The sequence below is a fragment of the Falsiroseomonas oleicola genome, from assembly GCF_019029495.1.
Taxonomy (GTDB): Bacteria; Pseudomonadota; Alphaproteobacteria; order Acetobacterales; family Acetobacteraceae; genus Falsiroseomonas; species Falsiroseomonas oleicola.
Map to the genome: position 1 here is coordinate 56,795 of NZ_JAERQM010000002.1, position 26,840 is coordinate 83,634.

Here is a 26,840-nt window from a genome sequence, read left to right on the forward strand (position 1 = left end):
CGGACCCCCAGAATAGGGGCATGGCCGCACCCGCTCCCCTGCTTCACCCGGACCCCGACCCCAGCTTCGCCGAGCTGCTCGCCCTCCGCCCGCATCTGCGCATGGACCCGCTGGCGGGCCTGATGATGGAGGAGGTGCCGCTGGCGCGCATCGCTGCGGCCCATGGCACCCCGGTCTGGGCCTATTCCGCCGGGGCGCTGCGCCGGCGCCTGGCCGCGCTGCAGGGTGCCTTGAAGGAGGCGCGGCTGGGCGCGCAGGTGCATTTCGCGGTCAAGGCCAATCCCAACCTCGCCGTGCTGCGGCTGCTCGGCCAACAGGGCGCCGGCGCCGATGTGGTGAGTGAGGGCGAGTTGCGCGCCGCCCGCGCCGCCGGCATCCCGGCCGCCCACATCGTCTTCTCCGGCGTCGGCAAGACCCTGGCCGAAATCCGCCTGGCCCTGGCCGAGGACATCCAGCAGATCAATGCCGAAAGCGCGGAGGAGGTGGAGATGATCTCCGCCGTGGCGACCGCCATGGGCCGTGTCGCCCGCGTCGCCCTGCGGGTGAATCCGGATGTGGACGCCAAGACCCACGCCAAGATCACCACCGGCAAGTCGGAGAACAAGTTCGGCATCGCGATCGGGGAGGCCCCGGCGCTCTATGCCCGCATGTCCAGCCTGCCTGGCATCCAGCCGATCGGCGTCGCCGTGCATATCGGCAGCCAGATCACCGCCGGGGTCGGCGCCTATCGCACCGCCTATGGCCATCTGGCCGACCTGGTCCGCACCCTGCGCGCCCAGGGGCTGAGCGTGGAGCGCGTCGATTGCGGCGGCGGCCTCGGCATCCCCTATCGCGACGAGCCGGCGCCGAGCCCGGCCGCCCTGGCCGGCGCCATTTCCGCCACCTTGGGCAATCTCGGCGTGGAGCTGATGGTGGAGCCGGGGCGCTGGATCGCCGGGCCGGCCGGCGTGCTGGTCACCTCCGTCGTGCTGCAGAAGCTGGGCGAGGCGCGGCGATTCGTCGTGCTGGACGCGGCGATGAACGATCTGGTCAGGCCCGCCATGTATGAAGCCTGGCATGGCATTGTTCCGGTCGCGCCGGCGGATTTCGCCGCCCCCCTGGCGCCGGCCGATATCGTCGGGCCGATCTGCGAAAGCGGGGACACATTTGCCCGAGGTCGTGGCATTCCCAGCCTCGCCCCGGCTAGTCTGGTCGCCATCCTGGATGCGGGGGCTTACGGCGCGGCGATGAGCAGCACCTACAACAGCCGACCTCTGGCCGCCGAAGTGCTGGTCGATGGGGACCGATTCGCCCTGGTGCGGGAACGCCAGACGCAGGAAGCGCTGCTCGCCGGGCAGCATGTGCCGGAGTGGCTCGACGCATGACGGATCCGGCGGCTGCCTCCCCGCTTCGCGGCCTGAGGCGCCGCCGCCGCCTGGCGAGGCTGGCGCTGGGCTGGGAACGGCTCTGGCCCGCCCTGTGGCCGCCGCTCGGAGTCTTCGGGCTGTTCCTGCTGGTGGCGCTGCTGGGCCTGCCGCTGATGCTGCCGGGCTGGGGGCAGGCCTTGCTCTCCCTGGCCTTCCTGGCCGGTGTGATCCTCGCCGCGCGCCAGGGCTTTCGTGGGCTGGCGGTGCCGCGGGTGGAGGAGGCCGACCGCCGGCTGGAATCCGCCTCCGGCCTCGCCCACCGCCCGCTCGCCGCCTTGGCCGACCGGCCGGCGGGGGATGACCCGGTGGCGCTGGCGGTCTGGGCGGCGCATCGCCGCCGGGCAAGCGCCTCCATCCGCGCCTTGCGCGTCGGCCTGCCGCATCCGGGGCTGGCGCGGCGCGACCCGATCGCGCTGCGCGCCGGACTGGGCCTGGCGCTGGGCGCCGCGCTGGTGGTCGCGGGGCCGGAGGCGCCGGAACGGCTGCGCCGCGCCTTCCTGCCGCATCTCGGCCTGGCCACCCCGGTGCCGGCGCTGCGGCTGGAGGCCTGGGTGACGCCACCGGCCTATACCGGCGCCGCGCCGATCTTCCTCGATGCCGCCGGCGGCAGCCTGACCGTGCCGCAGGGCAGCCAGTTGCAGGTGGCGCTGTCGGGCGGCAGCGGCGGCACGCCGGAACTCCAGATCGGCAGCGCGGCGACGCCCTTCCGCGCGCTCGATGCCCGGTCCTGGGCGGCGGAGGCCCAGCTTGACCATGGCACCCGCCTCGCCATCCGCCGGGGCGGCTTCGAGGTGGCGGGCTGGACCCTGACGGTGCAGGCCGACCAGCCCCCCATCGCCCGCTTCACCGAGGCGCCCGCCCGCGCCGCGCGCGGCCTGGCGCTGCGCCTGCCCTGGCAGGCGGAGGATGACTGGGGCCTCGCCAGCCTCGTCACGGAAATCCGGCTGGCGGCGCGGCCGCAGGCGCCGGCCCATCTGCTCGACATCAATCTGCCCAGCGTGCAGCCGCGCGAGGCGAATGGCGTCTCCGGCCCCGATCTCTCGGCCCATCCCTGGGCGGGGCTGGAGGTGCAGGTGCAGCTTCTGGCGCGGGACGGGGCGGGGCAGGAGGGTCGCTCCGACGCCGCCACCGTCACCCTGCCGGAACGCGCCTTCAGCCATCCGGTGGCCCAGGCGCTGATCGCCATCCGCAAGGCCCTGTCGCTCGACCCCACCGCGCGCATGGCGGCGATGGTGGAGCTGGACGGGCTGGCCGAGGCGCCGGAGGCCTTCGAGCACGACACCACCACCTTCCTCGCCTTGCGCAGTGCGCGCCACCGGCTGGAGCTGGACCTGCGGCCGGAGGCGGTGGGCGAGTCGCAGGAGACGATGTGGGAAACCGCCTTGGCGCTGGAGGAAGGCCGCGCCGATCGCACCGCCCGCGCCCTGGAACAGGCCCGCGCCGCCTTGCGGGAGGCGCTGGAGGAACAGCTTCGCCAGCAGGAGCAGAATGCGGAGCAGTCGCCGGAGCAGAACCAGGAACAGCGCGCCGAGGCCGATCGCCGCATCCAGGAGCTGCGCGACGCCATCCGCCGGCACCTGGAGGCGCTGGCCGAGCGCCTGCAGCAGGAAAATGCGGAATCGATGACCACCGATCCGCAGAACCGCCTGATGAACCGCCGCGACCTGGACCGCCGGACGGAGCGGATGCGGGAGGCGAACCGGGAGAACCGCCCTCAGGACGCCGAGCGCGAATTGGCGGAGCTGGAGGAGATGCTGCGCGCGCTGGAGGAAGGCCGCTCCGCCCAGGCCGAGGCGCGGGAGCGCCAGCGCCAGCAGCGCGAACGCGGCCAGCAGCAGATGGGCGTGGTGCAGGACATGGTGCGCCGCGAGACCCAGATGCTCGACAGCGGCCATCGCCGGGCGGAGGCCGAGAGCCAGCGGCAGGAGGCGGAGCGCCGCGCCCAGCAATTGCTGAACCGCGCGCCCTGGGCGCGCCCGCAGCAGCAGGTGCCGCAGCAGACGGACCCGCAGCAGCAGCAGCGCCGCGAGGCCGACGCCGCGGCGCGGGAGGAAGCAGCCCGTGAAGCCCGCACCCAGCGCGCCCTGCGCCGGGCGCTCGGCGAGGTGATGCAGCAATTCGGCGACCTGACCGGCGAGATCCCCGCCCCCCTCGGCCGCGCCGACCAGGCGATGCGGCAGGCGCAGGAGGCGCTGGCCGAGGGCCGCGATGCCCGCGAGGCGCAGCAGACCGCGATCCGCGAATTGCAGGAGGGCAGCCGCCAGATGGCGCAGCAGATGCAGCGCCAGTTCGGCCAGGGCGAGCCCGGCGAGGGCGAGGAGGACGGCGAGGGCGAGGGGCAGGGCCAGATGATGGGCGAGGGCCAGGGCCAGGGGGAGGGCAGCGACCAGGCCCAGAACCAGGGTCCCGGCCGCGACCCGCTCGGCCGCCGCACCCGCGAAGCCCCCGGCGCCCAGGACAATGGCAGCGACACCCGCGTGCCGGATGAGGCCGAACTGCTGCGCACCCGCCGGATCCAGGAGGAACTGCGCAAGCGCGGCGCCGAACGCACCCGGCCGCAGGAGGAGCTGGACTATATCGACCGGCTGCTGCGGCGCTTCTGACGGCTGTGGTCATCACGGAGACCCCGGTCCCGGGCGGCCTCGCCCGGATCATCGCCCTGCACGCCGACTGGTACGGCCGCCACTGGGGCTTTGGGCTGCCCTTCGAGGCCAAGGTGGCGGCGGAGCTGGGGGCCTTCGCCACGGCGCTGCCGCATCCCGATGCGCGGCTGTTCCTGGCGCTGTCCGAGGCCGGCGAGGTGATTGGCGGCATCGCGCTGGATGGTCGTGACCGCCCGGCGGCCCGCATTCGCTGGTTCATCGTGGCGGAAGGCGCCCGGGGCGGCGTGGGACGCCGGCTGCTGGGCTCCGCGCTGGATTTCGCCGGGGCGCGCGGCTTCGAAAGGCTCTGGCTGACCAGCTTCGCCGGGCTGGATGCGGCGCGGCGGCTGTATGAGGGGCACGGCTTCCGACTGGTCGAGGAGGTCGTGGCGGAAAGCTGGGGCGTGGCGGTGCGGGAACAGCTTTTCGAACGCCCCTGAACGCCCTCGCGCTGGCGGCCCGCGCCAAAAATGCGACGAAACAATGTGGAAAAATTGCAAGGCCGGAAGGGATGGCCGACGCCCCTGCACATGCGACAAGCTTCGCCGCCGGGCAGGAACCGGGGGAAGGAAACGCATATGGCCATTCGCATGGGCTACAACGTCGCCTATCGCTGGCAGGGCATCAGCCTGCATTGCTGGATGACGGCGCTGGAGATGCTGATGCAGTGGCGTCATGGCTGCATCTACGGCGTCGATCCCGGCACCGGGGCCAATCGCACCGCCCATACCGCCCAGGTGCAGACGGCCAAGGCGCGCAACCGCGGCTACAGCATCGACAACATCAACGACTACGGGCTGCGCCAGGTCACCAGCAACGACATCTCCGCCCAGATCGGCGGCTGGCAGGCGGCGCTGCGGGCCGGCGGGCCGATCCTCGCCTCCGGCACCTATGGGCCGGCGCGGATCGTCGGCGGGCATATCGTGCTGATCGTCGGCATCAGCGGGTCGAACAAGGTGGCCTATCTCGACCCCTTCCTGATCGGCATGAAGGCGATCTTCGGCAACCACGCCACCTATGTCAGCCCGGCGGATTGCTATGCCCGGCTGAACAAGAGCTTCGGCGTCAACCAGCTGCACCAGGCGGCCGCCGGCGGCGCCGATGCGGGATTCGGCTGGCCCTGACCCTTTGCAGCGGTGACGCGGGCTGCGAGGCTGGGCGCAACCGAGAGAGAGGCCCGCCATGTCCTTCACCGCCCCCCCGCGCCGGCTCGGCACGCTCGACCGCCCGGATTGCCGCATCGCTTATGAGGTGACGGGCAGCGGCCCGCCCATCGTCTTCGCCCATGGGCTGGGCGGCTGCTACCTGTCCTGGTTCCAGCAGGTGGCGTATTTCGCGCCGCGCTACACCTGCGTCAGCTTCTCCCATCGCGGCTTCTTCCCCTCCACCGCGCCGGCCGGCGGGCCGGATCCGCGCGACTATGCGGGGGACCTGGCGGCGCTGGTCGACCATCTGGAGCTCGGCGACATCGCTTTGGTCTGCCAGTCCATGGGCGGCTGGACGGGTGTGGAATATGCGCTGGCCCGGCCGGGGCGGCTGCGCGCCCTGGTGCTGGCCGCGACCACCGGCTCGCTCGACCCCCGCCAGATGCGGGAGCCCGCGCGGGGCCGGCTGGAGGGTTGGAACCGGGACTCGGCCGCGGCCCGCGCCGCCATGCAGGCCGCCCATATCCACCCGGCCGGCGGCCCGGCCATGGCGGAGCGCCAGCCTGCGCACCACCACCTCTACGCCGCGCTCGACCGGCTGAGCGCCGGGCTGGACAAGGAGGCGCTGCGCGCGCGGATGACGGAGATGCGCCGCCGCCCGCCCGCCGACCTCGCTGGCGGCAATTGCCCGGTGCTGTTCATGCCGAACGGCCAGGACCAGGTGATCCCGCCCTTCGCGCTGGAGGCGATGGCGCCCGAGATTCCCGGCGCCCGCGTGGCGCGCATCCCCGATGCCGCCCATTCCGCCTATTTCGAGACCCCCGCCGCCTTCAACGCTTTGGTCGAGGCCTTCCTGATCGAGGTCGGCCACTCACCCCAATAGGCCGTAATGCCGGGCGGCCAGGGTGTAGAAGCCCCAGGCGACGGCGCCGCAGCCCAGCGCCAGGGGCAGCGACAGCCCCTGGCCCATGGCGACGGCGATGATGCCGAGCACGGTCGCCGTCGGCACCAGCCCCCAGAGCACGGTGACGGTGAAGGCGCGGATTTCCGCCGGTGGCGCGCCATCCACGCCGAGCCAGATCATCGACAGGATGGAGATCAGCGGCAGGGCCGCGATCCAGCCGCCGAGCTGCGGATTGTGCCGCGCCAGCAGGTTGATGCCGCCGATCACCGCGGCGGAGGCGGCGATCTTGAAGAGCATCAACATGGCGGCTCGCCCCCCGTCACGCAGCGCAGCAGCAGCGCCATCCCCTCCGCGATCCGGTCGCGCTCGGCCTGCGTCAGCCGGGCAAGACAGGCGGCCAGGCGCGCCTCGTCGAGGCCTGTATGCTCCCTGAGCACCACCATGCCCTGTGAAGTCACCGACACCTCCACAACGCGCTCATCCGAGGATCGCCGCGTCTTGGTGATGAGACCCTTGTCCGCCAGCCGGCGGGTGATTTCGGAGGCGGTGTTGGTGGCGCAGCCGATGGCCTGGCCGAGGGATCGGATGGTCGCGCCACCCTCTGCCGCATATTGCAGCGCGCGCACGGCCTGATGACTGAGCGGGGTCGTATAGGGGGCGTGGCAGTGGCGATAGATCGCCGCGTGGTGGTCGGAGAGCCGGCGCGCCAAGGTCGTGCTGGTATCACTTCGCATATGACGAATATGTCGTTTGATACGATATTTTTCCAGCGCAAAATCTCAGCACCTGCGCCAGATGTCGACGGTGATCTCCTGCCAGCCTGCCAGCGCCATCCCTCCGACCGGCAGCGCGGACGTCGCCGTCGTTGGGGGCATGGTATGCCTCCGCGTGCTTTCGCCAGAGAGAGATGATCGGCCATGCGAATCAAAAGAGCGACCCCAATGGATGCGCCACGCTGCGTGGAACTCGTTGAAGCGCGACGTTTGGAATACCAGGCCTATGAGCCCGTATTCTGGAAGAAGGCGCCCGGTTCGGTAGCCTCGACCTTGCCCTGGTTCGAGCAGTTGTTCTCGGACTCGCGAAATGTGTCCCTGGTGGCCGTGGAGGATGAGGTGGTCGTCGGCTTTGTCATCGCGCGTGAATTTCCAACGCCGCCTGTCTACGACCCCGGCGGCGCAACCGCCCTGATCGACGACTTCTGCGTTGCGTCAAAGAGCCGCTGGCTGGATGTCGGTGCCGCATTGCTGCGGGAAGCGAAGTCGGAGCTGAAGAACAGGGCTTATGCGCAGGTCGTCGTGGTGGGCGCGCGCCAGGATGCGGCAAAGATGGCTTTTCTGAGCCAGACCGATCTTTCCTTGGCGTCGACATGGTGGACGGGAGCGCTGCAGCCGTGAGCAAAATTGCTGCGGGGTGACGCTACGCCGGCGACAGGCTGAAGGTCCCGCCGATGCGGTTCGGGTTCAGCAGCGGCCAGTACTACAATATGTCCCACCTGGGCGGCGAGAGGTTGTTAGGAATAGGGTCTGGCGGGCCGCGCCCGACGATGATGAGCACTATGTCTACGCTATAGCCCCCTGACGCCGCGTCTTGGCGTCATTCCGAGCAACGGTGGGATTCTTGGCGATAAGCGACAATGGCCGGATCTTTCCAGGGCGATGCTTGCAAAAAAGGGAAACACATGGCTGTTCCAACGTCCAAGGTGGAATTGCTGGCTGCGATTACGACGACATTCGAAAAGTTGATGGCGGACTTAGCGAAGGTTCGGCCCGACCGCGCAGGTGAGGCCACGATGAAGGGCCATGCCGACGGAACCACCATGAGCCCGGCCGATCTGGTGGCATATCTGATCGGATGGAACGAGTTGGTTCTGAAATGGCTGGATCGCGACGACCGGGATGAACCGGTTGATTATCCCGAGGCCGGCTTCAAATGGAACCAGCTCGGCGTGCTGGCTCAGAAATTCTACGCAGATTACAACGCAATGCCATGGCACGAACTGCTCGCCCGTCTGGAGGATGCGAAAGCAGGATTGATCGCGACGATCACGGTCCGATCAGATGAGGAACTTTATGGCAGCGCCTGGTACGGGAAATGGACCAAGGGTCGTATGATCCAGTTCAATACCTCATCCGCCTACGCCAATGCTCGAGCCCGGATTCGGGCAGCGCCGCTAGAACTCGATCGTGACTGACGGCGCGCTTCGCCTCGCCTCGCCTTGATATACGGCCTCAATGTTATTCCCATCGGGATCAAGGACGAAAGCGGCGTAGTATCCCGGATGATAGGCTCGCACTCCGGGTGCGCCGTTGTCGCGCCCTCCGTGGGCCAACGCCGCGCTATAGAAGGCATCGACAGTTGCGCGATTTTTCGCCTGGAAAGCCAGGTGATGTCGCCCCGTCAATTCGCCCGCTGCTGTGGAGCTGTCTCCCGAGGATATAATGAGTTCATCGGCCAAGAAGTAGCCGTTGTCCGTGCTGAGAACTGGTATATCCAGCACAGACATGACTGCCTTGTAGAAAATTTCGCTCGCGGCGAGGTCGCGCACGACAAGCTGGATATGATCGATCAAGCGTCCACGGTGCAGTCGGTTTGCTTCCATGTCTTTTTTCCGTCGAATGAGAGGCGGACAGACCTTCGCACAGTCGGGAGTGACCGGTAAGTTTCAAAGCCGCCATTCTCAACGAAGAATACAAACGACTGGAATAGGGTCTCGATGCCGGCGGCGTTTGTGTAGCCGTCGCGCACAACATCGCGCCACAGAGGACAATCGGCGGAAAATGGCGGGGCGGGACGAGCCCGATATCAACGGTCGCTGGGCGAGCGGCCGGTGCCAGCCGCCGAGGCAAACCAGTGTATTCGCGGTTTGTTCTTGACCTCGGAGCGCGGTTGGGAATATGGTCACATCACAGGAGGTGGCCATGCCCGACCCGATCCCCGTGAGCGCCTCCGATCTGCGCCAGGCGATGCGCGATCCGCGATACTGGCAGTCGGGCCATCCGGAGCGTGGAGACTACACCAAATGGGTTGAAGGCGCCTTTCGACAGCTTCAAGAAGGCTCGGCCAACTTGGACAGCCTCGTTTGGGTCAACCCCTATACGCGCACGCGGGACGGCGAAACCGAGGAAGTCAGCGGCCATTTCCGCCACTCGGGCAGGCAAGGTGGCCTGGGCGATCCAAGTGGCGATGCAGCCCAGGGCGCCGTTTCGGTCGAGAACGAGCCGGGTCGCGGCGTCGCGCGCCGCACCACTGTGCGCGACCGCTCGGGACGCCTCATCGGTCGTTGCGAGACCCTCTCAGATGACGGCCAGATTTGCACCATGGCTATGCCGGATGGCGGTATCCTCGTGCAGGGTTTGCGGGCTGGCGACGGCGCGTTCGTGCCCGTCGCCGCCCCAGCGGCTGCCTATGCCTTCCCGGCGTTGCTCGGCGCTGCCACAGGGCTCTACAACTACTTGCCCAATCGGCCGCTGACAGCGCCACCTGGCAGCGCCGAGGCGGATACGCCCTTCCTGTATTTCTATCGCGGCTTCGAGGGAACCGAGGCCGGCGTGCGGGTCACTGTCGGCCAGCTTTCAGAGCAGCGTGTGCGCGACTTCTGTCCGAAGACCGCGGAGTTCGAGGAAAGGCTGAGCGAGATCGCCGCGGGGCTGCCTCGCGAAGGACGTTCGCCTCAGCAATGGGGCACTGATGTCCACACAGCGATGCATCACAGCTTGCGGCGGCAATATGGCACGACTTCGAGCGTGGTCAGGCCGGAGTTGTCCGTGGTCGGTGGCGTGGGACAACGCTATGGAACGGCAGGGTCGACGCGTCTCGATATCTATCACCGCGTAGAGAGAACCGACACGATCTGCGCCTATGACATCAAAACGGGCACGGCGGGCTTAAGCGCAAGCCAGGCCGCGCGGATCTATGCTGGCGCCCATGCTTTCGGTCGCAGCAACAACATCAGCAATCCGCGTGTCCTGGTCATCGAACTCCGCCGGACGCCCTGATCATGGCAACGCTGAAGCAACTTCGCGAAATCTTCGCCCCGATCCTGGTCGAGCATCCCGACCTGGTTTTGCGTGGCCGCTGGCTGTTCCGCCCGCCGATCGAGAGTGCGATTGTGGGTTTGTATATCGGCCGAACTTCGTCAGCCAGCGACTCTGTAATGGCACTGTCGGTCATCCCGCTATCACGCTTCGATCATCCCTTGACGCTTGGATTTGACGAACCGTTTGAAGTGGAGCGTGTCATTGGCGTGCCTGCTCCCAACCGGTGGGTGCGGAGCGAGGAGGAAGGTCCCCCACGCATCTTTCAGGACATGTTCGCGCCAGAGTACCAAACGGAACTCTTGCGCAATTTCAACGCAAAGGTACCGGCGTTTTTCGATGCGTTCCGCAACTTCGACGATGTCGCTGCCTGGGTTCGCCGTTTCTGTCAGCCGCCCGACGGTCGAGGGGACATCGATAAATTCAGTGCTTGGCTTGCAACGATGCAAGGGGACTTCGTGACCGCCGCCAACAGGCTTCAAGCCCACATAGACTGGATGACGCCATCCTGGTCAGCATTCGGCGCAGACAGCGGGCGTGAAGAGAGAGCGATCCGAGACGTCCTGCGCACCGGCGACAGAGCGCATATCGCCGCCTTTCTGCACGCGATGGAGGAGCGCACGATCTCGCAAAACCGCCTCCAGCGCTTCTGGCGCCGCACGCCATTCCCTTTCGAGAGAGCGTAGCTTTGGCTGCTAATCGCTATGCTCCGTATGGGGGCATGCTAGGAAACAGCCCGATCTATTCCGAGCAAGGATCGAAGGTAGCGGCGAGGATGAGGGTAAGGGAGCGAGAAGCTGGGTAGCGGTGCGAACCGGGTAAGCGTCCGCTGACGGCTGCGGCCGTGGCGGCTTGACGCGGCTCAGGTGGCGTCGGGCCGGAGGTTCCAGGGTGCGAGTTCGCCGATGCGGTTGATCGGGTGGTCGGCGATGCGGTCGAGGAGCACGCGCAGGTAGGCCTGCGGATCCCAGCCGTTGAGCTCGGCGGTGCCAACCAGGGTGTAGATGATCGCGGCCCGCCTGCCGCCCTCGAGCGACCCGGCGAACAGGTAGTTTTTCCGGCCCAGGGCGAGCGGGCGCATCCGGCGCTCGGCGGCGTTGTTGTGCAGGCAGGCGCGGCCGTCGCGCAACACCGTCGTCAGCGCGTCCCATTGCGCCAGCGCGTAGCGGATGGCCTTGGCCAGGTCCGACTTGCCGGAGATCCGCCGCAGCGTCGCCTCCAGCCAGGCATGCAGGTCCGCCATCACCGGCGCCGAGCGGGCCTGGCGGGCGGCGAGGCGGGCCTCCGGCGGCTGTCCATGGATGTCGGCCTCGATGGCGAACAGCGGCCCCATCCGCTCGATCGCCTCGCGCGCGAGCAGGCTGCCGTTGGCCAGCATCTCATCGTGGAAGTAGCGCCGCGCATGCGTCCAGCACGCCGCCTCGACCACGCGGCCGCTTTCGTAGAGCGCGTTGAACCCGGAGTAGGCATCGGCTTGCAGGATGCCCTGGAAGTCGCGCAGGCGCCGCTGCGGATGCTCGCCCTTCCGGTCCGGCGTGAACTCGTAGAACACAGCGGGCGGGTCGCGCCCGCCGAACGGCCGATCGTCGCGGAGATAGGCCCAGACCATTGCCGTCTGCGTCTTGCCGCGGCCCGGTGCCAGCATCGGCATTGGGGTATCGTCGGCATGGATGCGCGGGCCGGACAGCGCATGGCGACAGATGAACGACGCCATCGGCTCGGCCAGTGCGGCCGACCTGCCAACCCAGCCCGCCAACAGTCCCCTGGGCAGGTCCAGCCCGTCCCGGGCGTAGATCTCCGCCTGGCGGTAGAGGGGCAGGTGGTCGCAGTACTTCGAGACCAGCACATGGGCCAGCAGACCCGGGCCGGGCCTGCCACGCTCGATCGGCAGGGATGGCATCGGCGCCTGCGTCATCGCCTCGCAGGTCCGGCAGGAGAACGCAGGCCGGACATGGCGCACCACCTCGAACCGGCCGGGGCGGTATTCCAGAATTTCCGTCACATCCTCGCCCACCTTGCGCAGCACCCCGCCGCAGGACCGGCAGGCGCAGCCTCCGACAGGTAGATGCTCGACATCCCGTCGCGGCAGATTCTCCGGCAGCGGGCGGCGGCCGCGGCGCTGCGCCTTCTCCTCCGATGCCGGGCTGCTGGCGGCGCCGTCCTCCTCGTCACCGGCACCACCCGCGACGGCGATGTCGGCGAGCACCTCGTCGAGCCGCAGCTCCAGCTGCGCGACCTCAGCGGCCAGGCGCTCCGACGATCGCCCGAACCGCTCATGCCGGAGACGCGCAATCTGCACCCGCAGCCGCTCCGCCTCGAGCGTCTTGGCCTGCAGGCCAAGCTCCGCGATGCGACGGGCCGCGCGCTCCTCGGCCAGCTCACCGCGCAGCGCCGCGATCATCGCCGCCAGGGCGGCGGGATCCTCAGGCGGCGCGCTGTTCGGGTGCGGCGTCACGCCGGAATCGTCCCAAACGCAGCCGCGTCGGGGCAAGGTGAAACTGCTGGAACGCCGCATTTCTATACCGCGATCTCGGGCTTCCAGCTCGGCGTCGGCGTGCGCCAGTCCAGCCCCTCCAGCAGCATCGCCATCTGCGCCGTCGTCAACGTCACCGCACCCTCGCGCGCGATCGTCGGCCAGATGAATCGGCCCTTCTCGAGCCGCTTGGCCAGCAGCACCAGCCCTTGGCCGTCCCACCACAAAGCCTTGAGGAGATCACCGCGCCTGCCGCGGAACAGGAACAGGTGGCCGGAGAAGGGGTCGGCCTTCAGCACCGTCTGCACCTGCGCGGCCAGCCCGTCGAAACCCTTGCGCATGTCTGTCGCACCGAGCGCGAGGTGCACGCGCATCCCGGCATGCAGCGATAGCATCAGGCGTCGAGCGCCGCCGCCAGACGCCCTAGCACCTCAGGCCGGATCATCTCGGAGACGCGCAGCACCCGGCCGTTCGTCAGCACCACCTCGACCATCGCCGCGGCCTTGCCTGGTCGCACGACAGGCCCGCGCGACGGCAATGGCGCGCACGGTGCCTGCCTGGAGGCCGCAGCCTCGACCACACGCACTGGGACCAACGTCGGGGCTCCATCAGCGCGCACCACCCCAGGCATCGTTCCTTCTCGCACCTGGCGCCGCCAATCAAACAGCAGGCTGCGGCTCATCCCGTGCCGGTCCGCCACAGCCGCGACCGATGCCCCAGGCCGCGACAGCTCCTCAACCAACGCAAGCTTCTGCTCGACCGGCCACCGCCGACGACGCGCCACCACGCTGATCACCTCGCTCACACGACCGTCCGGCACCGACCTTACCCCTAGGCGTAAGGGCGCCAACGGACATCCGCGTCGCCCAGCATCACAGGAGATCAGCCGATCCGCGATACCGCCACAAGGCAGTCAGCAGAGGACGCTTACCGATTTCTGCCCGAAGACCGTGGAATTCGAGGAAAGGCTGAGCGAGATCGCCGCGGGGCTGCCACGCGAAGGACGCTCGCCGCAGCGATGGGAATGGATGTCCATACGGCGATGCACCACGGCTTGCGACGGCAATATGGTACGACCTCAAGCGTGGTCAGGTCGGAGTTGTCCTTGGTCGAAAATCTAGTTCGTCCCTACGGTACAGCAGGAGCAACGCGCCTCGATATCTATCACCGCGTCGAGGGAACAGACACAATTTGCGCCTATGACATCAAGACTGAGACGACGGGGTTGAGCGCGACGCAGGCGGCGCGCATCTACGCAACAGCGCATGCATTCGGCCAACGGAGCGGGAACATCCCTAATCCGCGCGTTCTCGTCATCGAACTGCGGCGGACGCCCTGATCATGGCAACGCTAAAGCAACTTCGCGAAATCTTCGCCCCGATCCTGGTCGAGCATCCTGATCTGGTGCTACGCGGCCGCTGGTTGTTCCACCCGCCCATCGAGACGGCCATTATTGGGCTTTACATTGGCCGGGCAGCCTGTGCCGGCAGCTCGGACATGGCTCTGTCAGTGATTCCGCTATCGCGCTTCGCGCCACCCTCAGCGCTTGGCGACAGGCGGGGCTTCGAAGTCGAACGCGTCATTGGCGTACCGCCACCCGGACGTTGGGTTCGAGGCGGGGACGAAGGTCCCCCGCGCATCTTCCAGGACATGTTTGCAGCGGAATATCAGGCGCATCTGGTGCGCAATTTCAATGCCAAAGTGTCACCGTTTCTGAATTCGGTAAGAGAATTCGCCGATGTGCTGTCCTGGGTCAGCTCCCTTCGTGGATCGCTCTTCGACAGTGGGCCGATCGACCTCATCGACGGCTGGCTGGCTGCGATGCGGGGCGACTTCGCCACGGCCGCTGACAGGCTAAATGCGTATATTAAAAGGGCAGGCACACCGTCGTCGCCTCTTGGCATTCAGGAGCATCAGCAACGCGGAGTGCTTCTGGATGCGCTTCAGACCGGCGACAGGGTGGGTATCGCCGCCTTTCTGCACGAGATGGAGGAGCGGACGATCACCCATCACCGCCTGCAGCGCTTCTGGCGCCGGACGCCATTTCCTTTCGAGAACGCGTAGCTTCGGCTGCCAATCGATGTACCCAGTATGGTCACGCGCCGGGACGAAAGTCCTATCGGTTCCCAGCAAAGGCAAGATTGGCGGTGGGGAGGAGCGTGTTGGAGCGAAAAGCCGCTTAGCGGTGCGAACCGGAGCGAAACTGGCGGTGCGAGACGAGCCGGAAATCGACGGTCTCTGCAAACCTATCGGCCCGCTGTCGGATGCCGGGGCGACCCGACAGACGGCGATGGATCACTTCGGCCCGCTGACCTCTCCTTCGGAGCGTATCGGTGGCGAGGGCAGCCCGAAATCCTTGAAGTCCCCAAACCAGGACAACCTGCCCTGCGCGTTCTCTGCACAAATCTCCACGTCAACGGAAATGCAGTAGATCGCGTTCACCAGCGCCTGCATGGCATCCTCACCGCCAAATCGCCCCCTGCGGTTTGTCAGCGGTCCGACAATTTCATAGGCGCAGAACCAGGATCTACCCTCTGGCGCAAGCTTCGGGCGGCCAATCCTGACGTGGAACTGTGGCTTGCCATCTACCTCCATGACCCTGGAGGCGATGATTTCCGTGAGATCGTCCGCTGGAATGCCAACCATCTTGAGCTACCTCCCGATTACGAGCGGTGGGATGTAGGCATCGCGACCACATTGCGCATAACGTCCATGGCGCTGGCCCAGCAAGACCGCCTCACACCGGGTGTGGCCAAGGCATCGCAGACCCTTTGATCGCGCACAAGCTGCCCGTCGCATGCAGCGCTTCTTCTGTAGGCAACGGCGATGTAGCGGTCCGCCTCGCCGCCTTCGGCGATGGCTACATCCAGATCTTCGTTGTCCCCGCCCGGGGGATCAGCGCGCGTGTGGGCAGAGACGGTCACGGGTTTGCCGTCTACCGTTCTGACGTAGCTCCGCACATTTACAATGCCGGCCTCGCTCCCGATGCCACGACGTGTCGACGCGCTGCGTGAGGGTGGGTCGGTACCGAGAAGCGGTCTTCTGGCGAGCGCTGGGGAGCTTTGGGTAGCTGCCGCGCGGTCTGGAATTGCAACAGATGACAGCCCGCCCATGAGAGGTCTCCGTGTTCGAAGACGCATCCTGCATCAATATAGGAAAATAGTCAAGAACAAAATTAGAACTCTGCATCTGTGCAAATGCTATGGCCTCCCCCAACGCTTGCCGCACAAGGGCCAAGGTAGACAGCCCAAACCCGATCACTGCCGGTTGGGGCTGCCTAGGGTATTCGTCATGAGGAAACTAGCCACTGTGGCCCTCATGAGCGAAGGAGGGGCGCTCAGTTGGATGGCTTTGCGTAGGTTCCTGCTCGGCTTCGCCGCGAGGCTGCGCGAGCCAGAGCGAAAAGCAGCGTAGCGGTGCGAACCGGGGCGAAACTGGCGGACGGGGTGGGATTCGAACCCACGAGACGCTTTCACGTCTACACACTTTCCAGGCGTGCGCCATCGACCACTCGGCCACCCGTCCCGCGCAAGGCCGGCTATCTACCAGACGTCCCGCTCGCCGCAACCCCGCCACCTGTTGTCCGGCGCATTTTGCGCGGCGGCGCACCCTGGCGGTTGCCAGCCGCCCTGCCGCCGGCCCATAGCCAAGGTGCATGGCGGCGAAGGAGATTTCGGCGTGGACAAGGATGAACTGACGCGCTGGGCCCTGGCCAGCGGCTGGCAGATGCTCGCGGGCCATCCGAGCCTCACCAAGCCCCGGTCACCGAAGGAGGCGATCGTGCGCCTGGTGCTGAAGGCCACCGTGGTGCATGTTGAGGTGAAGAAGCCCGCCGGGAAGTGGGAAAAGATGACCGGCGCCGCCTATGGCGACATCCAGCCGGACCCCGATACCGGCCTGCCCATCGGCCTTGGGCTGGACACCATCACCGGCTTCACCATGCTCATGCAGGACAACAAGGACCGCCAGGTCTTCGCCCGGATGACCGGCGGCGCGCCCTGAAAACCTCGGCAGGCGCGCCCCAAGCCTCGACCTGCGCCGCCGCCGGGTGCATAGGGGGCGCCCTTAATCCGACCGGAGAGTACTACGGATGAAGCCAGCCGAGATCGCCCGCGTGCAAGCCTATCTGCGCCGCCTGCTGGCCACGGACCGCATCACCCTTCTGGCCCCCGCCCGCCCAGGCCTGTCGGTCGAGGTCGCGGTGCAGGACGAGGTCATTGGCACGGTGCATCGCGATGATGAGGAAGGCGAGGTCTCCTACGCCGTCATGCTGACGGTGCTGGAGGAAGACCTGCCGCCCGAGACCGCCCCGTCGCCGCCGGCCCGCGGTCGGCGCTGAAGGGCGAGGCCCGGTCTCAGCGATACCGGCGCTCGTTGCCCCAGCCCGGCTGAAGCAGCAGGTCCGGCATGGGCATCGGCTGCGGCGTGGCGGAAGGCGGCACCAGGCCGCTGCCGCAGGCCGGGCGCAGGATGCCGCAATCCCAGGTGAAGCGATCCGGCCTGCCCGTCATGCTGCCGCCGCGGACGAAGCCGCAGGTACAAAGCTTGCCGGCGATGCAGGCCACCGTCCCCTCCCGCGCGGCCGTGCAGGCGGGCGGCGGCGCTTCCGCCCACGCGGGCGGTGCGGTCAGCAGGAGCAGAAGAACAGCCAGGATGCGCCACATCCCGGCAGATTGCGCCCGTATTCATGAAGCAGGGCTTGACGCAGCCGCCTGTCAGCCGCCGTTGAGCGCGCCGATCACCAGCCCCTCGGTCAGGATCTGCGGCAGCACCATCGGCGCGGCGGCGCCCGGCGCCCAGTAGAGATACAGCGGCACACCCTCCCGCCCCTGTTCGCGCAGCAGGGCGCCGATGGCCGGGTCGCCGCGGGTCCAGTCGGCCTTGAGATAGGCCACGTCCCGCGCCGCGAAGGCGTCCCGCACGGCGGCGGCGCGCAGCGCCACCCGGTCATTCACCTGGCAGGTGATGCACCAGGCGGCGGTGGCATTGACGAAAACCGGCCGTCCCGCCGCCCGCAGCGCCTCCACCCGCGCCGCGGACCATGGCTCCGCATTGGTATCGGCCGCGGCGGCCACGGCCGGCGAGGCGGAAAGGCGCGGCAGCAGCGCCAGCGCCACCAGCACCGCGACCCCCGCCGCCGTCACCCCGGCGATCCGCCACCGGCCCGCGCCGGCCCGCTGCGCCAGCCCGAGCCCCCAGAGGCCGGCCGCCAGCACCACGGCACCGGCCAGGCCGAACAACACCCCATCCGGCCCGACCTGAAGCGCCAGCACCCAGACCAGCCAGGCGGCGGTGGCATAGATCGGGAAGGCCAGCGCCTGGCGCAGCCGCTCCATCCAGGCGCCGGGCCGGGGCAGGGCGCGCGCCAGCCCCGGAAACAGCCCGAGCAGCGCATAGGGCAGCGCCAGCCCCAGCCCGAGGGCCAGGAACACCGCCATGGTCGCGGCCGGCGGCATCACCATGGCGGCGCCGAGGGCGGCGGCCATGAAGGGCGCGGTGCAGGGCGTGGCCAGCAGCACCGCCAGCCCGCCCGTGGCGAAGGCCCCGGGCAGCCCGCCGCGCCCCGCCACCGCCTGGCCGGCGCCCACCGTGCCGCCGAAGGCGAAGACGCCCGACAGGTTGAGCCCAACCGCCAGCATCAGCCAGGCCATGGCGGCGACGAAGGCGGGTTCGGTGAACTGGAAGCCCCAGCCGGCGGCCAGGCCCGCCGCGCGCAGCGCCACCAGCAGCCCGCCAATGGCGGCGAAGCTCACCAGCACGCCGGCGGTATAGGCGGCGGCATGCAGGCGGATGGTGCCGCGCGCCGCGCCGCCCAGCCGCGCCAGCGCCATGGCCTTCATCGCCAGCACCGGGAAGACGCAGGGCATCAGGTTCAGCACCAGCCCGCCGGCCAGCGCCAGCAGCATCGCCTGCCACAGCCCCATCCCCCCGATGGAGGAGGCGGGGCCAGTGGCGGTGGCGGCGACCTCGAAAGCCGCGCTCTGGCCGCCCGCATCGTGCAGCAGCAGCGTCCCCTCCAGCGCTGCCGGGGCGACGCCGGGCAGCAGCGCCAGGCCGAGGGTCAGGGTGCCATCCCGCAGCGCCAGGGGCTGCGGCGCGGTGTTGTCGATCAGCCCCGGCGCGTTGGGGAAAAAGAAGGCGTCCCGCACCATTTCCGCCGTCAGCCCGGTCGCGGCCAGGGTCAGGCTGGCACGGCCCGGCGCCTCGGCCGCGGCGCTCACCCCGGCCTGGGCGGTCCAGGGCAGGGCGCGTGGCAGGCGCGCGCTGGCGGCCTCGAACAGCTCGGTGGTGAGGGGGGAGGGGATGGGCGTCTCCGCCACCGGCAGGGTCAGGCGGAAGCTGCCCTCCTCCGGGATGCAGACATCGGCGCAGACCAGCCACGTCGCCTCGGCCGACAGGGTGAAGGCCGCGCCCGGCGCCAGCCCGGCCGGCACGGCGATCCGCAGCGGCAGCAGCACCTCGTTCTTGTAGCCGAAATTGACCAGGGGGCCGTAGGGGATGCGCTCCGGCGCCGGCCAGGCGAAGGGGCCGGCACTGGCGCCTTCCGGCAGGGTCCAGGTGATCTCCGGCGCGGCACCGGCATCGCCGGCATTGCGCCAATAGCTGTGCCAGCCCGGGGCGAGGCGCAGCCGCAACCCGGCCTGGAATTCCTGGCCGGGTGCCACCGCCGCCACATCCGTCACCAGTGTCGCGGTGGCGCGGGGGGAACGGACGGCCTCACTCTCCACCGCCAAGGCCGGGGTGGTGAGCAGAAGCCCGAGCAGGAGGGCGGTGCGGCGCAGCATGATGGGGATATAGCATGTGCGGCGCCGATTGCGCCCCCGCCGGCGCGGGCCGCGAACAGGGCACCTGGTCGGAGTGGCTGGTTCAGAAACGCCGGACTGGCGCGGGCGGCAGGCGCGCGGCCAGGTCGCGGATGGCCTGCGCCACCAGCCCCGGCGCCTGCCAGGGAATGTCATGGTCCGCCTGGTCGGTCACGCGCAGCTCCGCCTGCGGCAGCCCGGCCGCCAGGGCCCGCTGCGCCGCCAGGGCTTCCGCCTGCGCCACGGGCGCCGCCATCCCCTTCGGCACCACCACGGCACCATGGGTGGAGGCGAGGACGATGCAGGGCTGGCGCGGCGGCGGCGCGGCATCGATGGCAGCGGTGTCGGCGGCCAACTGCGCCAGTTCGGCGCGGGTGGCCCGCAGGCCGCGCGCGGATTGCGAAAGTCGCGTCCAGGCCGCCACCATGCTCTCCGGCGTCACCCGGGCCGGGCGGGGCGGCAGCCCCTTGCGCCAGCGCCACAGCCGCCAGAGGCCCAGGCGCGCCGCCGGCACCTTCCACCACAGCGACCGCGCGAAGCTGGAGCGTACGATGGACCCCGCCTGGCTCGCCGAGATGGTCTCCACCAGCAGCAGGGCGGCGACATCCTCGGGGTAGCGTGCCGCATGCAGCCGGGCGGTATGGCCGGAGCAGGAATGCGCCACCAGCAGCCAGGGCGGTGCCAGGTGCATCGCGGCGAGCAGCGCCCGCTGTTCGGCCAGCAGCGCCTCCACCCCCCGTGATGGCTTGCCCGGTCCCAGGCTGCTCCACAGATGGCCGCCGCGGTCATAGGTCAGCACCAGCCAGTCCGGCCCCAATTCGCGCACCACGCCGGGCCAGGTCAGGCTGCCATTGGTCAGCCCGCCATCCATCACCACCACGGGCTGGTCGATGCTGCGGCGGCGGCCCTGGAGGTCGGCATGCAGCAGGGCCTCGCCCAGCGCCACGACCTCTCCGGCTTTGGCGATGCGGCCGCGATCACGGGCGGCGGCCCAGCTCTCCCATGCCATCCCGATCAGGCCGAGCAGGGCCACGACCAGCACTGTCAACATGGCCGCCATCATGGCTGGTGACGACGCTGTCTCGTTGAGGCGTGTCGGGCGTTCGGGGGCGTCATGGCCGGTCGCGGCGCGCGGACCGGCGGTCGCAGCGGCATGGCAGGCGCTGCGGCCGAGGCGTCCGGCCAGGCTCGGTCATCTTCAGCGTCCCTGCTCATGTCCCGGCTTCGTTGCCATCCACTGCGCGGCAAGACGGGTCCCCGACACCACGAACCATGCCGGCTGGATCCCGTCACGGCTGGCGCAGGGTGCGGTTCACCGGCATGCCCAGGCAAAATGCGACGCATTCGCGAATGACGCAACGGGGCAACTCCATGCTGCCCAGAGGGCCGTTCCAAACCCCATGATCTCAGCGCAATCCGCAGTTAAGGCCGAAATCAGCATGTAATCAACACTATTTCATACTATCGGGTCATGTCGTCCTGAGGCATCTCGTTGCCCGTCTGCGCGGGCTTCACGGAAAAGCGGCGGCGTCCTCCCCCGTCTCACGCAGCCGCACATCCTCCAGCTCCACATAGCCGAGCGGATGCGGCCGGAAGCCGCGCAGGCCGGGGCGCGCACCGGCCAGGACATCGGCGGCATAGAGCGGCAGGACCGGCAATTCGGCATGCACCAGGCGCTGCGCCTCCGCATAGGTCTCGCGCTGCCGCGCCGGATCGGCGCTGCGCCGGGCCTCGGCCACCAGCGTGTCGAGGCGGGGGTTGGAATAGCCGCCGGCATTGAAGGCGCCGCCGGTGCAAAGGTCGCGCTGGAACAGGATATGCGGATGCGGCCGGGCGGATGCGCCCTGGATCGCCATCTGCCAGCCGCCCTGGAGATAGACCGCCGGCCACCAGGGCGGGTCCCAATAATGCCGCAGGTCGAGCTCGATGCCGATGGCCGCGAGCCCGGCCGCCACCTGCGCCGCCACGCCGGGCACCGGCGGCATGGCGGTGGTGGAGACCTGCACGCGCACCCCGTCGCCATGGCCGGCTTCACGCACCAGCGCCCGGGCGCGGTCCGGATCGAAGGGCAGCGGCTCCAGCTTCTCCGCCCAGGGATCGTCCTCCGGCAGCACCCCCACCACCAGCCGGCCACGATCGCCCAGATGGCGGGCGCGGATCGCCTCCAGGTCCAGCGCATGCGCCACGGCCTGGCGCATGCGGGGGTCGTCGAAGGGCGGCTCGGTGGTGCGGAAGGCGATGACGGTCTTGCGCGGGGAATTCGCCACCAGGGCCTGCACCAGGCCGCGCGCGACAAGATCGGCGGCGGCGCCGGCGGGCAGGGTCTCGATGATGTCGGCGGCGCCGGCCTCGATGGCGGCGATGCGGTCGGCGGCGCGGGGCGCGAAGCGGATCACCAGCTCCTCCGCCGCGAAGCGGTGGGCGGCGTAGTGGCCGGGGAATTTGCGCAGGCGCAGATGGCTGCCGCGGCGCCATTCCAGCACCTCATAGGGCCCAGCGCCGACCGGTTGCACGGCGACATCATCGGCCAGGAAGCAGCGCCAGGCCAGCGCCGGCAGGAAGGCCAGGTGGGGTTCGGCGAAGCGGAAGCGCAGCGTCAGCCGGCCGGTCGCCTCCACCGCCTCCAGCCCCGCGAAATCGCCCTGGAGCGGGCTTTGCACCCGGGGGTCGAAGATGCGGTGGAAGCAGGCGGCGGCGGCCTCCGCCTCCAGCGCCCGGCCGTTGTGGAAGGTCAGGCCCGGCCGCAGCGTGAAGTCGAAGATGCGATGGCCGTCCGAGACGCGCCAGGATTCGGCCAGGTCCGGCTGCGGTCGCATCGCAGGGTCCAGCCGCAGCAGGCTGGGGCAGGCGAGCTTCAGGATGACGGTGGCGGAGCTGGAATCGCCCTCATGGGTATTGGGGGCGAGGGAGATCGGCTCGTGGTTGAACAGCAGGTGCAGGCGCATGGGCCAGTCTCGCCGCGGTCTGCCAGGGTGGGAAGGGCCGGGGTGATGGATTCGTCACCGCCGGCGCAGCATCTGCCGGGCGCCCGCTTGCCGGCCGGCGGGCGCTTCGCTATAGCGCAGGCCTCGCCGCCAGCCGCCGGAGTGTAGCTCAGCCTGGTAGAGCACTGTGTTCGGGACGCAGGGGCCGGAGGTTCGAATCCTCTCACTCCGACCAAACGCGCGGCGGCGAGGGAAACCCCGCCAGGACCTGGTCCTGGCGGGGTTTTTTCATGCCCTCGGGACGGTGCCGCCTTTGTGCGATGCAAAACTGCCACAGGGGCTGTCGAATTTCTGCAACTTCGCGGAAATCGCTTCCGTCCGCCGCGCGCCCTGCTACTTGTTGCGTGACTGCTTACAAAACACGCAGCCGAACGCGAGACGCGAGGATTGCCCATGATTCGCTCCATGACCCTGGCTTCGACTGCCTTGTTTGGGGGCATCTTGCTTGCATCCGGTGCAGGCCATGCCCAGCAGACCATCGAGGGTGCGGGGTTGACCATCACCACGACCCCGACGATCGCCTCGGACTATTCTTTCCGCGGCATGAGCCAGACGCGGAACCGCCCCGCCGCCCAGCTCACCCTGGATGTCGAGCACAGCTCCGGCCTCTATGTCGGTGCCTTCGTCAGCAACGTCGCCTTCGCCGGCACCAATGCGCGGCAGGAAGTGGACCTGAACGCCGGCTACCGTTTCGAACTGGCGGGCGTGAAGCTGGACCTCGGCGCCACCTACTATGCCTATCCGGGCTATGACGCGCCGACCGGCGGCTACGAGCTGAACTTCTACGAATTCGCCCTGCGCGCCTCCTATGAGATCGCACCGCTGAAGTTCGTCGGCCTCGCCGCCGTCTCCCCGGACTTCACCGGCGAATCCGGCCTCGGCGTTTATCTCGAGGGCGGCGTGGACGTCACGCTCGACTACGGCTTCACCATCGGCGGCCGCTACGGCTACCAGTGGGTCGAGCGCAACTTCGCCACGCCCGGCCGCAACGAGGGCGCCTTCGGTGCCGAGGACTACGCCAATGTCTCCCTCTTCGTGTCGCGGGAGATCATCGGCGGCGTGACCGGCACGCTGTCCGGCGTGTTCACCTCGCTCGACCAGCGCCAGGATTGCTTCGGCGGTTCCAAGGTCTGCGACAACCGGGTGATCTTCACCCTCAGCCGCACCTTCTGATCGAAGGCTGGCTGATCGAAGCCGGGATCAGGCCGGGCGCCCTGGAAGGGGCGCCGGCCGATCAGCCGCGGCCGCGCGCGGCCCAGAACATCAGCCATTTGGCCGGCCAGGCCCAGGCCATGCCGACGACGACGAAATAGGCGAATTGCAGCAGCCAGTGCCGCCCCAGCACATGGTCGGCCAGCGCCACCCCCGCCATCACATACAGGGCGAAGCCGAGAAGTCCGCCCAGCAGGGCGATGGTGATGCGGGACATGTCGGGGATGTGGCCCAGCCTGCCCGCCGCGCCAAGCCCCCGACCCAACCCTGCCTTGCCACGCGAAGGTTGCCGGCCCCGCTTGCCCCGCCTAGTTTGCCCGCCGCGCGGCAGCACGGCCCCGACCGGCCGCAGCGCCGCGGCAGGGAGCACCCGAACCGCAGCATGGCCGATACCTCCTCCACCCGCCTCGCCGTCGATCCCAGCATCGACCTGAAGGACCATATCCGCGGCATCCCGGACTTCCCCAAGCCCGGCATCATGTTCCTGGATATATCCACCCTGCTGCGGCACGGCGCGGCCTGGCGCAGCGCCATGGCCCGGCTGGCCGACATCATCCGCCCCTACAAGCCGGACATGCTGGCCGGCATCGAAAGCCGCGGCTTCCTGGTGGCGGCGCCGCTGGCGCTGGAACTCGGCCTGGGCTTCGTCATGCTGCGCAAGCCGCGCAAGCTGCCGGGGCTGACCATCGGCCTGAACTACGCGCTGGAATACGGCACCGATCGCATCGAGATGCAGGCCGATGCGGTGAAGAAGGGCGACCGGGTGGTGGTGCTGGACGACCTTCTGGCCACCGGCGGCACCCTGGCCGCCGGCATCTCCCTGCTGCGCCAGGCGGGTGCGGAGGTGCCCTGCGCGGCAACATTGATCGAACTCAGCTTCCTGAACGGCCGTGCGCGTCTCGACGTGCCCTTCGAGTCGCTGATGACCTACGACAGTTGATCCGGGGGCGTTCCGCAGGCTTGCCACGTTTCTGCCCCATTCGGGCCGCTAGGTGGCAGGCATGAAGGCCGGTGGGATGGGAGACAGGGACCCGACCCGGCGGGCAGTCGGCCGCGGGATCGCGGCGGCGCTCGCCGCCTTCGCATGTCCGAGTGCCGGCGGCGCGGCGATCGCCGCCATCAACGTGCCCGAGGCCGCCACCCTGCTGGCACCGGGGCCGGAGCAGGGCACGGCCGCCCATCTCGCGGCCCGCGCGGCCGCGGCGCTGGCGCGCGGCCTGGTGCAGGCCGCAGCGCTACGGGTTTCAGTGCTCGGCGGGCCGGATGGCATCACCGCCGCCAACCGCTTCGCCACCTCCACCGCCCGCGACGGGCCCATGCTGCTGCTGCTGTCGGGGCTCGCCGCCCAGGCTCAGCTCGTCGGCGATGCCCGCGCCCGCTTCGAACCGCGCCACTGGCCGGCGATCTGCGGCAATGTGCAGCCCGCCTTGCTGGCCATCCGCCGCGGCCTGGCGCCCGATACCCCGCTGCGCCTGGCGCTGCCGGGGCCGGCGGCGCCGGAGGCAGGGGCGCTGCTGGCGCTGGACCTGCTGCGCCGCCCCGCCACGCCGGTCTTCGGCCTGGCCGCCGAGGGCGGCCCGCGCCCGGCACTGGCCGAGGCGGCGCTGCGGGAAGGTTCGGCGGATGCGGTGGTGCTTTGCGGCAGCGATGCGGCCCTGCGGGCCGCCGCGCTGGGGCTGGTGCCGCTTTTCGCCTTCGACGCCCCGGGCCATGCCCGCGACGTGGCGCTGCCGGAGGTGCCGGCCCTGGGGGAATTGCTGGCCGACCCCTCGCGGCCGGAGCTGCTGGAGGCCGCCCGCGGCGCCGGCGCCGCCTTGCGCTGCCGGGCGCTGCTGGTGCTGCCGGCGCTGACATCGGCCAATGTCGTCGCCCTTTGGCGCGGCGCGGCCCAGACCTGGCCGGAGGAGGCGCCGGACACGCCGGAGGCCGGCACCCGGCGCATAGGCCCGGGCGAGGCCACCGTCCTGCTCAGTACGCTCTGCCCGGGGCCGGAGGCGGCGCTGGCCTATCGGCTCTGGCTGCTGCGCCGCCTGAATTTCCAGGCGGGTTGAGCGAAGGGTATCACTCACTCTTTCTCGCGGGGACCGCCCAGCCCGATCCGTTCCGCGACGTTCCAGACCGGGCCGACCAGCAGGTTGCAGGCCACCGTCCGCACCAGGTGGAACCCCAGCACCAGCGGCACCGCGAGATCCAGCGCCTTGGCCGTGATGGTCATCTCCGGCATCCCGCCCGGCGCCATGCCCAGAACCACGGCGGCCGGCGGCAGGCCGGAGATCAGGCCGAGGCCAATTCCCAGCAGGGCCATCAGCGCCGACAGAAGGAAGGTGGACCCCACCGAGGCCAGCGCCAGGCGGCGGGAACTCAGCAGGAACCGCCGGTTCATCCGCGCCCCCAGCCCGGCCCCCATGCCGATCTGCGCCACATCGATCATCCAGAGCGGCACGCCGGATGGCAGCATCTCGAAGGCCGAGAGCAGGATCACCAGAAGGCAGGGGCCGAGCATCCAGGGATTGGCCAGCTTCAAAAGGCGGATCAACAGCGCGACACCAAGGCCCGCCACCATCAGCAGCGCCAGCCCGGCCATATCCACCGGTGGACGTTCCGCGAAGAAAGCCCCGGCGCCACCACGCGGTGCCAGCCATGTGATCAGCGGCGGGAAGATCACCACCACGACCATCACGCGGATGGTCTGCGCCAATGTCACCGACGGCACCGAAACCCCGGCGCGCTGCGCCAGAACGACCATGACAATGATCCCGCCGGGCACCGCCGAAAAATAGCCGGTCCGCGCATCCGTCCCCGCCATGCGGGCGAAAATCCGCGCCACCAGCGCGCCGACGATGATGCTGACCAGCGCCGCCAGGATCAGCCAGGGCAGGGCCGCGGCCAGCGCCGCCAGCACCGGCGTGGTGAAGGTCTGGCCGAGCCCGAGGCCGAGGAACAGCAGCGCCACCGGCCGCACCGGGGCGGCGACCGCCGCACGCTCATGCCAGGCCAGCACGCCGGTCGCGGCCATGGCGCCCAGCATCCAGGGCAGCGGAATGTGCAGGAGCCAGGCAATGGCCCCGCCCCCCGAGGCCACCGCGGCGGTGAGGAGGTGGTTGTAGACGGTGGAGGCGGAGGGGGTGCTGATGGTCACTGGGCGCCGTCTTGCTGCACCACACCATCGACCCCCGGATCGGCCTCGGCAACCCCCGGCGGGCGGTTTCGCGGGCGCGCAACGGAAGCCTTCGCGCG

At 69.3% G+C, this 26,840-nt stretch carries 28 protein-coding genes and 2 tRNA genes; 16 read left to right on the top strand and 14 right to left on the bottom strand.

The window, feature by feature from the left end:
• The first annotated feature begins 20 nt into the window (after positions 1-20).
• From lysA to JJQ90_RS07255, 5 genes are all read left to right on the top strand, one after another.
• Positions 21-1,364: a diaminopimelate decarboxylase gene (lysA, locus tag JJQ90_RS07235; RefSeq protein ID WP_216873939.1), complete on the top strand. Its 1,344-nt coding sequence runs from the start codon at positions 21-23 to the stop codon at positions 1,362-1,364.
• A complete protein-coding gene (locus JJQ90_RS07240) occupies positions 1,361-4,009 on the top strand; it encodes a DUF4175 domain-containing protein (protein WP_216873941.1) in 2,649 nt (882 codons plus the stop codon). Before lysA ends, JJQ90_RS07240 begins: the two co-directional genes overlap by 4 nt.
• Before the next feature lie 5 nt (positions 4,010-4,014).
• Complete coding sequence (locus tag JJQ90_RS26860) at positions 4,015-4,488, top strand: GNAT family N-acetyltransferase (protein ID WP_216873943.1); 474 nt, start codon at positions 4,015-4,017, stop codon at positions 4,486-4,488.
• A gap of 138 nt (positions 4,489-4,626) precedes the next feature.
• Positions 4,627-5,172: a papain-like cysteine protease family protein gene (locus JJQ90_RS07250; protein WP_216873945.1), complete on the top strand. Its 546-nt coding sequence runs from the start codon at positions 4,627-4,629 to the stop codon at positions 5,170-5,172.
• Positions 5,173-5,230: 58 nt separating this feature from the next.
• Positions 5,231-6,076: an alpha/beta fold hydrolase gene (locus JJQ90_RS07255; protein WP_216873947.1), complete on the top strand. Its 846-nt coding sequence runs from the start codon at positions 5,231-5,233 to the stop codon at positions 6,074-6,076.
• On the opposite strand, the gene JJQ90_RS07260 is transcribed toward JJQ90_RS07255, so the two are convergent.
• Positions 6,065-6,400, bottom strand: a complete 336-nt coding sequence (locus tag JJQ90_RS07260) for a DUF3147 family protein (protein ID WP_216873949.1) — start codon at positions 6,398-6,400, stop codon at positions 6,065-6,067. The two genes, JJQ90_RS07255 and JJQ90_RS07260, sit on opposite strands and share 12 nt — an antisense overlap.
• Entirely contained in the window at positions 6,394-6,831 is a 438-nt protein-coding gene (locus tag JJQ90_RS07265) for a MarR family winged helix-turn-helix transcriptional regulator (RefSeq protein WP_216873951.1), read from the bottom strand. The genes JJQ90_RS07260 and JJQ90_RS07265 overlap by 7 nt, the downstream gene beginning before the upstream one ends.
• Before the next feature lie 207 nt (positions 6,832-7,038).
• Between JJQ90_RS07265 and JJQ90_RS07270 the strand changes: the two genes are divergently transcribed.
• On the top strand, positions 7,039-7,491 hold the full coding sequence (locus JJQ90_RS07270) for a GNAT family N-acetyltransferase (protein WP_230410473.1): 453 nt from the start codon (positions 7,039-7,041) through the stop codon (positions 7,489-7,491).
• 239 nt (positions 7,492-7,730) lie between these two features.
• On the top strand, positions 7,731-8,288 hold the full coding sequence (locus tag JJQ90_RS07275) for a ClbS/DfsB family four-helix bundle protein (RefSeq protein WP_329959399.1): 558 nt from the start codon (positions 7,731-7,733) through the stop codon (positions 8,286-8,288).
• On the opposite strand, the gene JJQ90_RS07280 is transcribed toward JJQ90_RS07275, so the two are convergent.
• Complete coding sequence (locus JJQ90_RS07280) at positions 8,268-8,696, bottom strand: VOC family protein (RefSeq protein ID WP_216873955.1); 429 nt, start codon at positions 8,694-8,696, stop codon at positions 8,268-8,270. The two genes, JJQ90_RS07275 and JJQ90_RS07280, sit on opposite strands and share 21 nt — an antisense overlap.
• Positions 8,697-9,015: 319 nt before the next feature.
• Here JJQ90_RS07280 and JJQ90_RS07285 point away from each other — a divergent pair, with 319 nt between their 5' ends.
• On the top strand, positions 9,016-10,092 hold the full coding sequence (locus JJQ90_RS07285; protein ID WP_216873957.1) for a hypothetical protein: 1,077 nt from the start codon (positions 9,016-9,018) through the stop codon (positions 10,090-10,092).
• A 2-nt stretch (positions 10,093-10,094) separates the two neighbouring features.
• A complete protein-coding gene (locus tag JJQ90_RS07290) occupies positions 10,095-10,817 on the top strand; it encodes a hypothetical protein (RefSeq protein ID WP_216873959.1) in 723 nt (240 codons plus the stop codon).
• 176 nt (positions 10,818-10,993) lie between these two features.
• Here JJQ90_RS07290 and tnpC read toward each other — a convergent pair whose 3' ends face one another.
• The 3 genes from tnpC to tnpA all read right to left on the bottom strand — a co-directional run bounded on the left by tnpC (position 10,994) and on the right by tnpA (position 13,409).
• A complete protein-coding gene (gene tnpC / locus JJQ90_RS07295) occupies positions 10,994-12,532 on the bottom strand; it encodes an IS66 family transposase (RefSeq protein ID WP_216875161.1) in 1,539 nt (512 codons plus the stop codon).
• A 116-nt stretch (positions 12,533-12,648) separates the two neighbouring features.
• The gene (gene tnpB / locus JJQ90_RS07300) at positions 12,649-12,978 is read right to left on the bottom strand and encodes an IS66 family insertion sequence element accessory protein TnpB (RefSeq protein ID WP_457851880.1); all 330 of its coding nucleotides are present in this window, start codon (positions 12,976-12,978) and stop codon (positions 12,649-12,651) included.
• A gap of 20 nt (positions 12,979-12,998) precedes the next feature.
• Positions 12,999-13,409 carry an IS66-like element accessory protein TnpA gene (gene tnpA / locus JJQ90_RS07305; RefSeq protein ID WP_216873963.1) on the bottom strand — a complete coding sequence of 137 codons (411 nt, stop codon included), beginning with the start codon at positions 13,407-13,409 and terminating at the stop codon, positions 12,999-13,001.
• A gap of 536 nt (positions 13,410-13,945) precedes the next feature.
• On the opposite strand from tnpA, the gene JJQ90_RS07310 reads away from it, so the two are divergent.
• Entirely contained in the window at positions 13,946-14,668 is a 723-nt protein-coding gene (locus JJQ90_RS07310; protein WP_216873965.1) for a hypothetical protein, read from the top strand.
• A 231-nt stretch (positions 14,669-14,899) separates the two neighbouring features.
• Here the strand turns inward: JJQ90_RS07310 and JJQ90_RS07315 are convergent, their stop codons facing one another.
• Entirely contained in the window at positions 14,900-15,250 is a 351-nt protein-coding gene (locus JJQ90_RS07315; protein WP_216873967.1) for a DUF6968 family protein, read from the bottom strand.
• A 789-nt stretch (positions 15,251-16,039) separates the two neighbouring features.
• Positions 16,040-16,129: transfer RNA gene (locus JJQ90_RS07320), tRNA-Ser, on the bottom strand.
• Between the two features lie 153 nt (positions 16,130-16,282).
• Between JJQ90_RS07320 and JJQ90_RS07325 the strand changes: the two genes are divergently transcribed.
• Positions 16,283-16,606 (top strand): hypothetical protein, encoded by a 324-nt coding sequence (locus JJQ90_RS07325; RefSeq protein ID WP_216873969.1) that lies wholly within the window; start codon positions 16,283-16,285, stop codon positions 16,604-16,606.
• 88 nt (positions 16,607-16,694) lie between these two features.
• Complete coding sequence (locus tag JJQ90_RS07330; protein ID WP_216873971.1) at positions 16,695-16,943, top strand: DUF3126 family protein; 249 nt, start codon at positions 16,695-16,697, stop codon at positions 16,941-16,943.
• Positions 16,944-16,959: 16 nt separating this feature from the next.
• On the opposite strand, the gene JJQ90_RS07335 is transcribed toward JJQ90_RS07330, so the two are convergent.
• The 4 genes from JJQ90_RS07335 to JJQ90_RS07350 form a co-directional block, all read right to left on the bottom strand.
• The gene (locus tag JJQ90_RS07335) at positions 16,960-17,268 is read right to left on the bottom strand and encodes a hypothetical protein (protein ID WP_216873973.1); all 309 of its coding nucleotides are present in this window, start codon (positions 17,266-17,268) and stop codon (positions 16,960-16,962) included.
• A 51-nt stretch (positions 17,269-17,319) separates the two neighbouring features.
• Entirely contained in the window at positions 17,320-19,389 is a 2,070-nt protein-coding gene (locus JJQ90_RS07340) for a protein-disulfide reductase DsbD family protein (protein ID WP_216873975.1), read from the bottom strand.
• A gap of 82 nt (positions 19,390-19,471) precedes the next feature.
• Positions 19,472-20,458, bottom strand: coding sequence for an alpha/beta fold hydrolase (locus JJQ90_RS07345; RefSeq protein WP_216873977.1), 987 nt, complete (start codon positions 20,456-20,458; stop codon positions 19,472-19,474).
• 460 nt (positions 20,459-20,918) lie between these two features.
• The gene (locus tag JJQ90_RS07350; RefSeq protein WP_216873979.1) at positions 20,919-22,352 is read right to left on the bottom strand and encodes an ABC transporter substrate-binding protein; all 1,434 of its coding nucleotides are present in this window, start codon (positions 22,350-22,352) and stop codon (positions 20,919-20,921) included.
• Between the two features lie 137 nt (positions 22,353-22,489).
• On the opposite strand from JJQ90_RS07350, the gene JJQ90_RS07355 reads away from it, so the two are divergent.
• Together JJQ90_RS07355 and JJQ90_RS07360 are read left to right on the top strand one after the other, a co-directional pair.
• Positions 22,490-22,566 (top strand) — tRNA-Pro (locus JJQ90_RS07355).
• Between the two features lie 230 nt (positions 22,567-22,796).
• Positions 22,797-23,564 carry a TorF family putative porin gene (locus JJQ90_RS07360; RefSeq protein WP_216873981.1) on the top strand — a complete coding sequence of 256 codons (768 nt, stop codon included), beginning with the start codon at positions 22,797-22,799 and terminating at the stop codon, positions 23,562-23,564.
• A 61-nt stretch (positions 23,565-23,625) separates the two neighbouring features.
• On the opposite strand, the gene JJQ90_RS07365 is transcribed toward JJQ90_RS07360, so the two are convergent.
• On the bottom strand, positions 23,626-23,820 hold the full coding sequence (locus JJQ90_RS07365) for a DUF2842 domain-containing protein (RefSeq protein WP_216873983.1): 195 nt from the start codon (positions 23,818-23,820) through the stop codon (positions 23,626-23,628).
• A gap of 207 nt (positions 23,821-24,027) precedes the next feature.
• Here JJQ90_RS07365 and JJQ90_RS07370 point away from each other — a divergent pair, with 207 nt between their 5' ends.
• Together JJQ90_RS07370 and JJQ90_RS07375 are read left to right on the top strand one after the other, a co-directional pair.
• Positions 24,028-24,543 carry an adenine phosphoribosyltransferase gene (locus JJQ90_RS07370; RefSeq protein ID WP_216875163.1) on the top strand — a complete coding sequence of 172 codons (516 nt, stop codon included), beginning with the start codon at positions 24,028-24,030 and terminating at the stop codon, positions 24,541-24,543.
• 76 nt (positions 24,544-24,619) lie between these two features.
• Complete coding sequence (locus tag JJQ90_RS07375; protein WP_216873985.1) at positions 24,620-25,654, top strand: hypothetical protein; 1,035 nt, start codon at positions 24,620-24,622, stop codon at positions 25,652-25,654.
• Positions 25,655-25,668: 14 nt separating this feature from the next.
• On the opposite strand, the gene JJQ90_RS07380 is transcribed toward JJQ90_RS07375, so the two are convergent.
• Positions 25,669-26,742, bottom strand: coding sequence for an AbrB family transcriptional regulator (locus tag JJQ90_RS07380; RefSeq protein WP_216873987.1), 1,074 nt, complete (start codon positions 26,740-26,742; stop codon positions 25,669-25,671).
• Positions 26,743-26,840 lie beyond the last annotated feature (98 nt).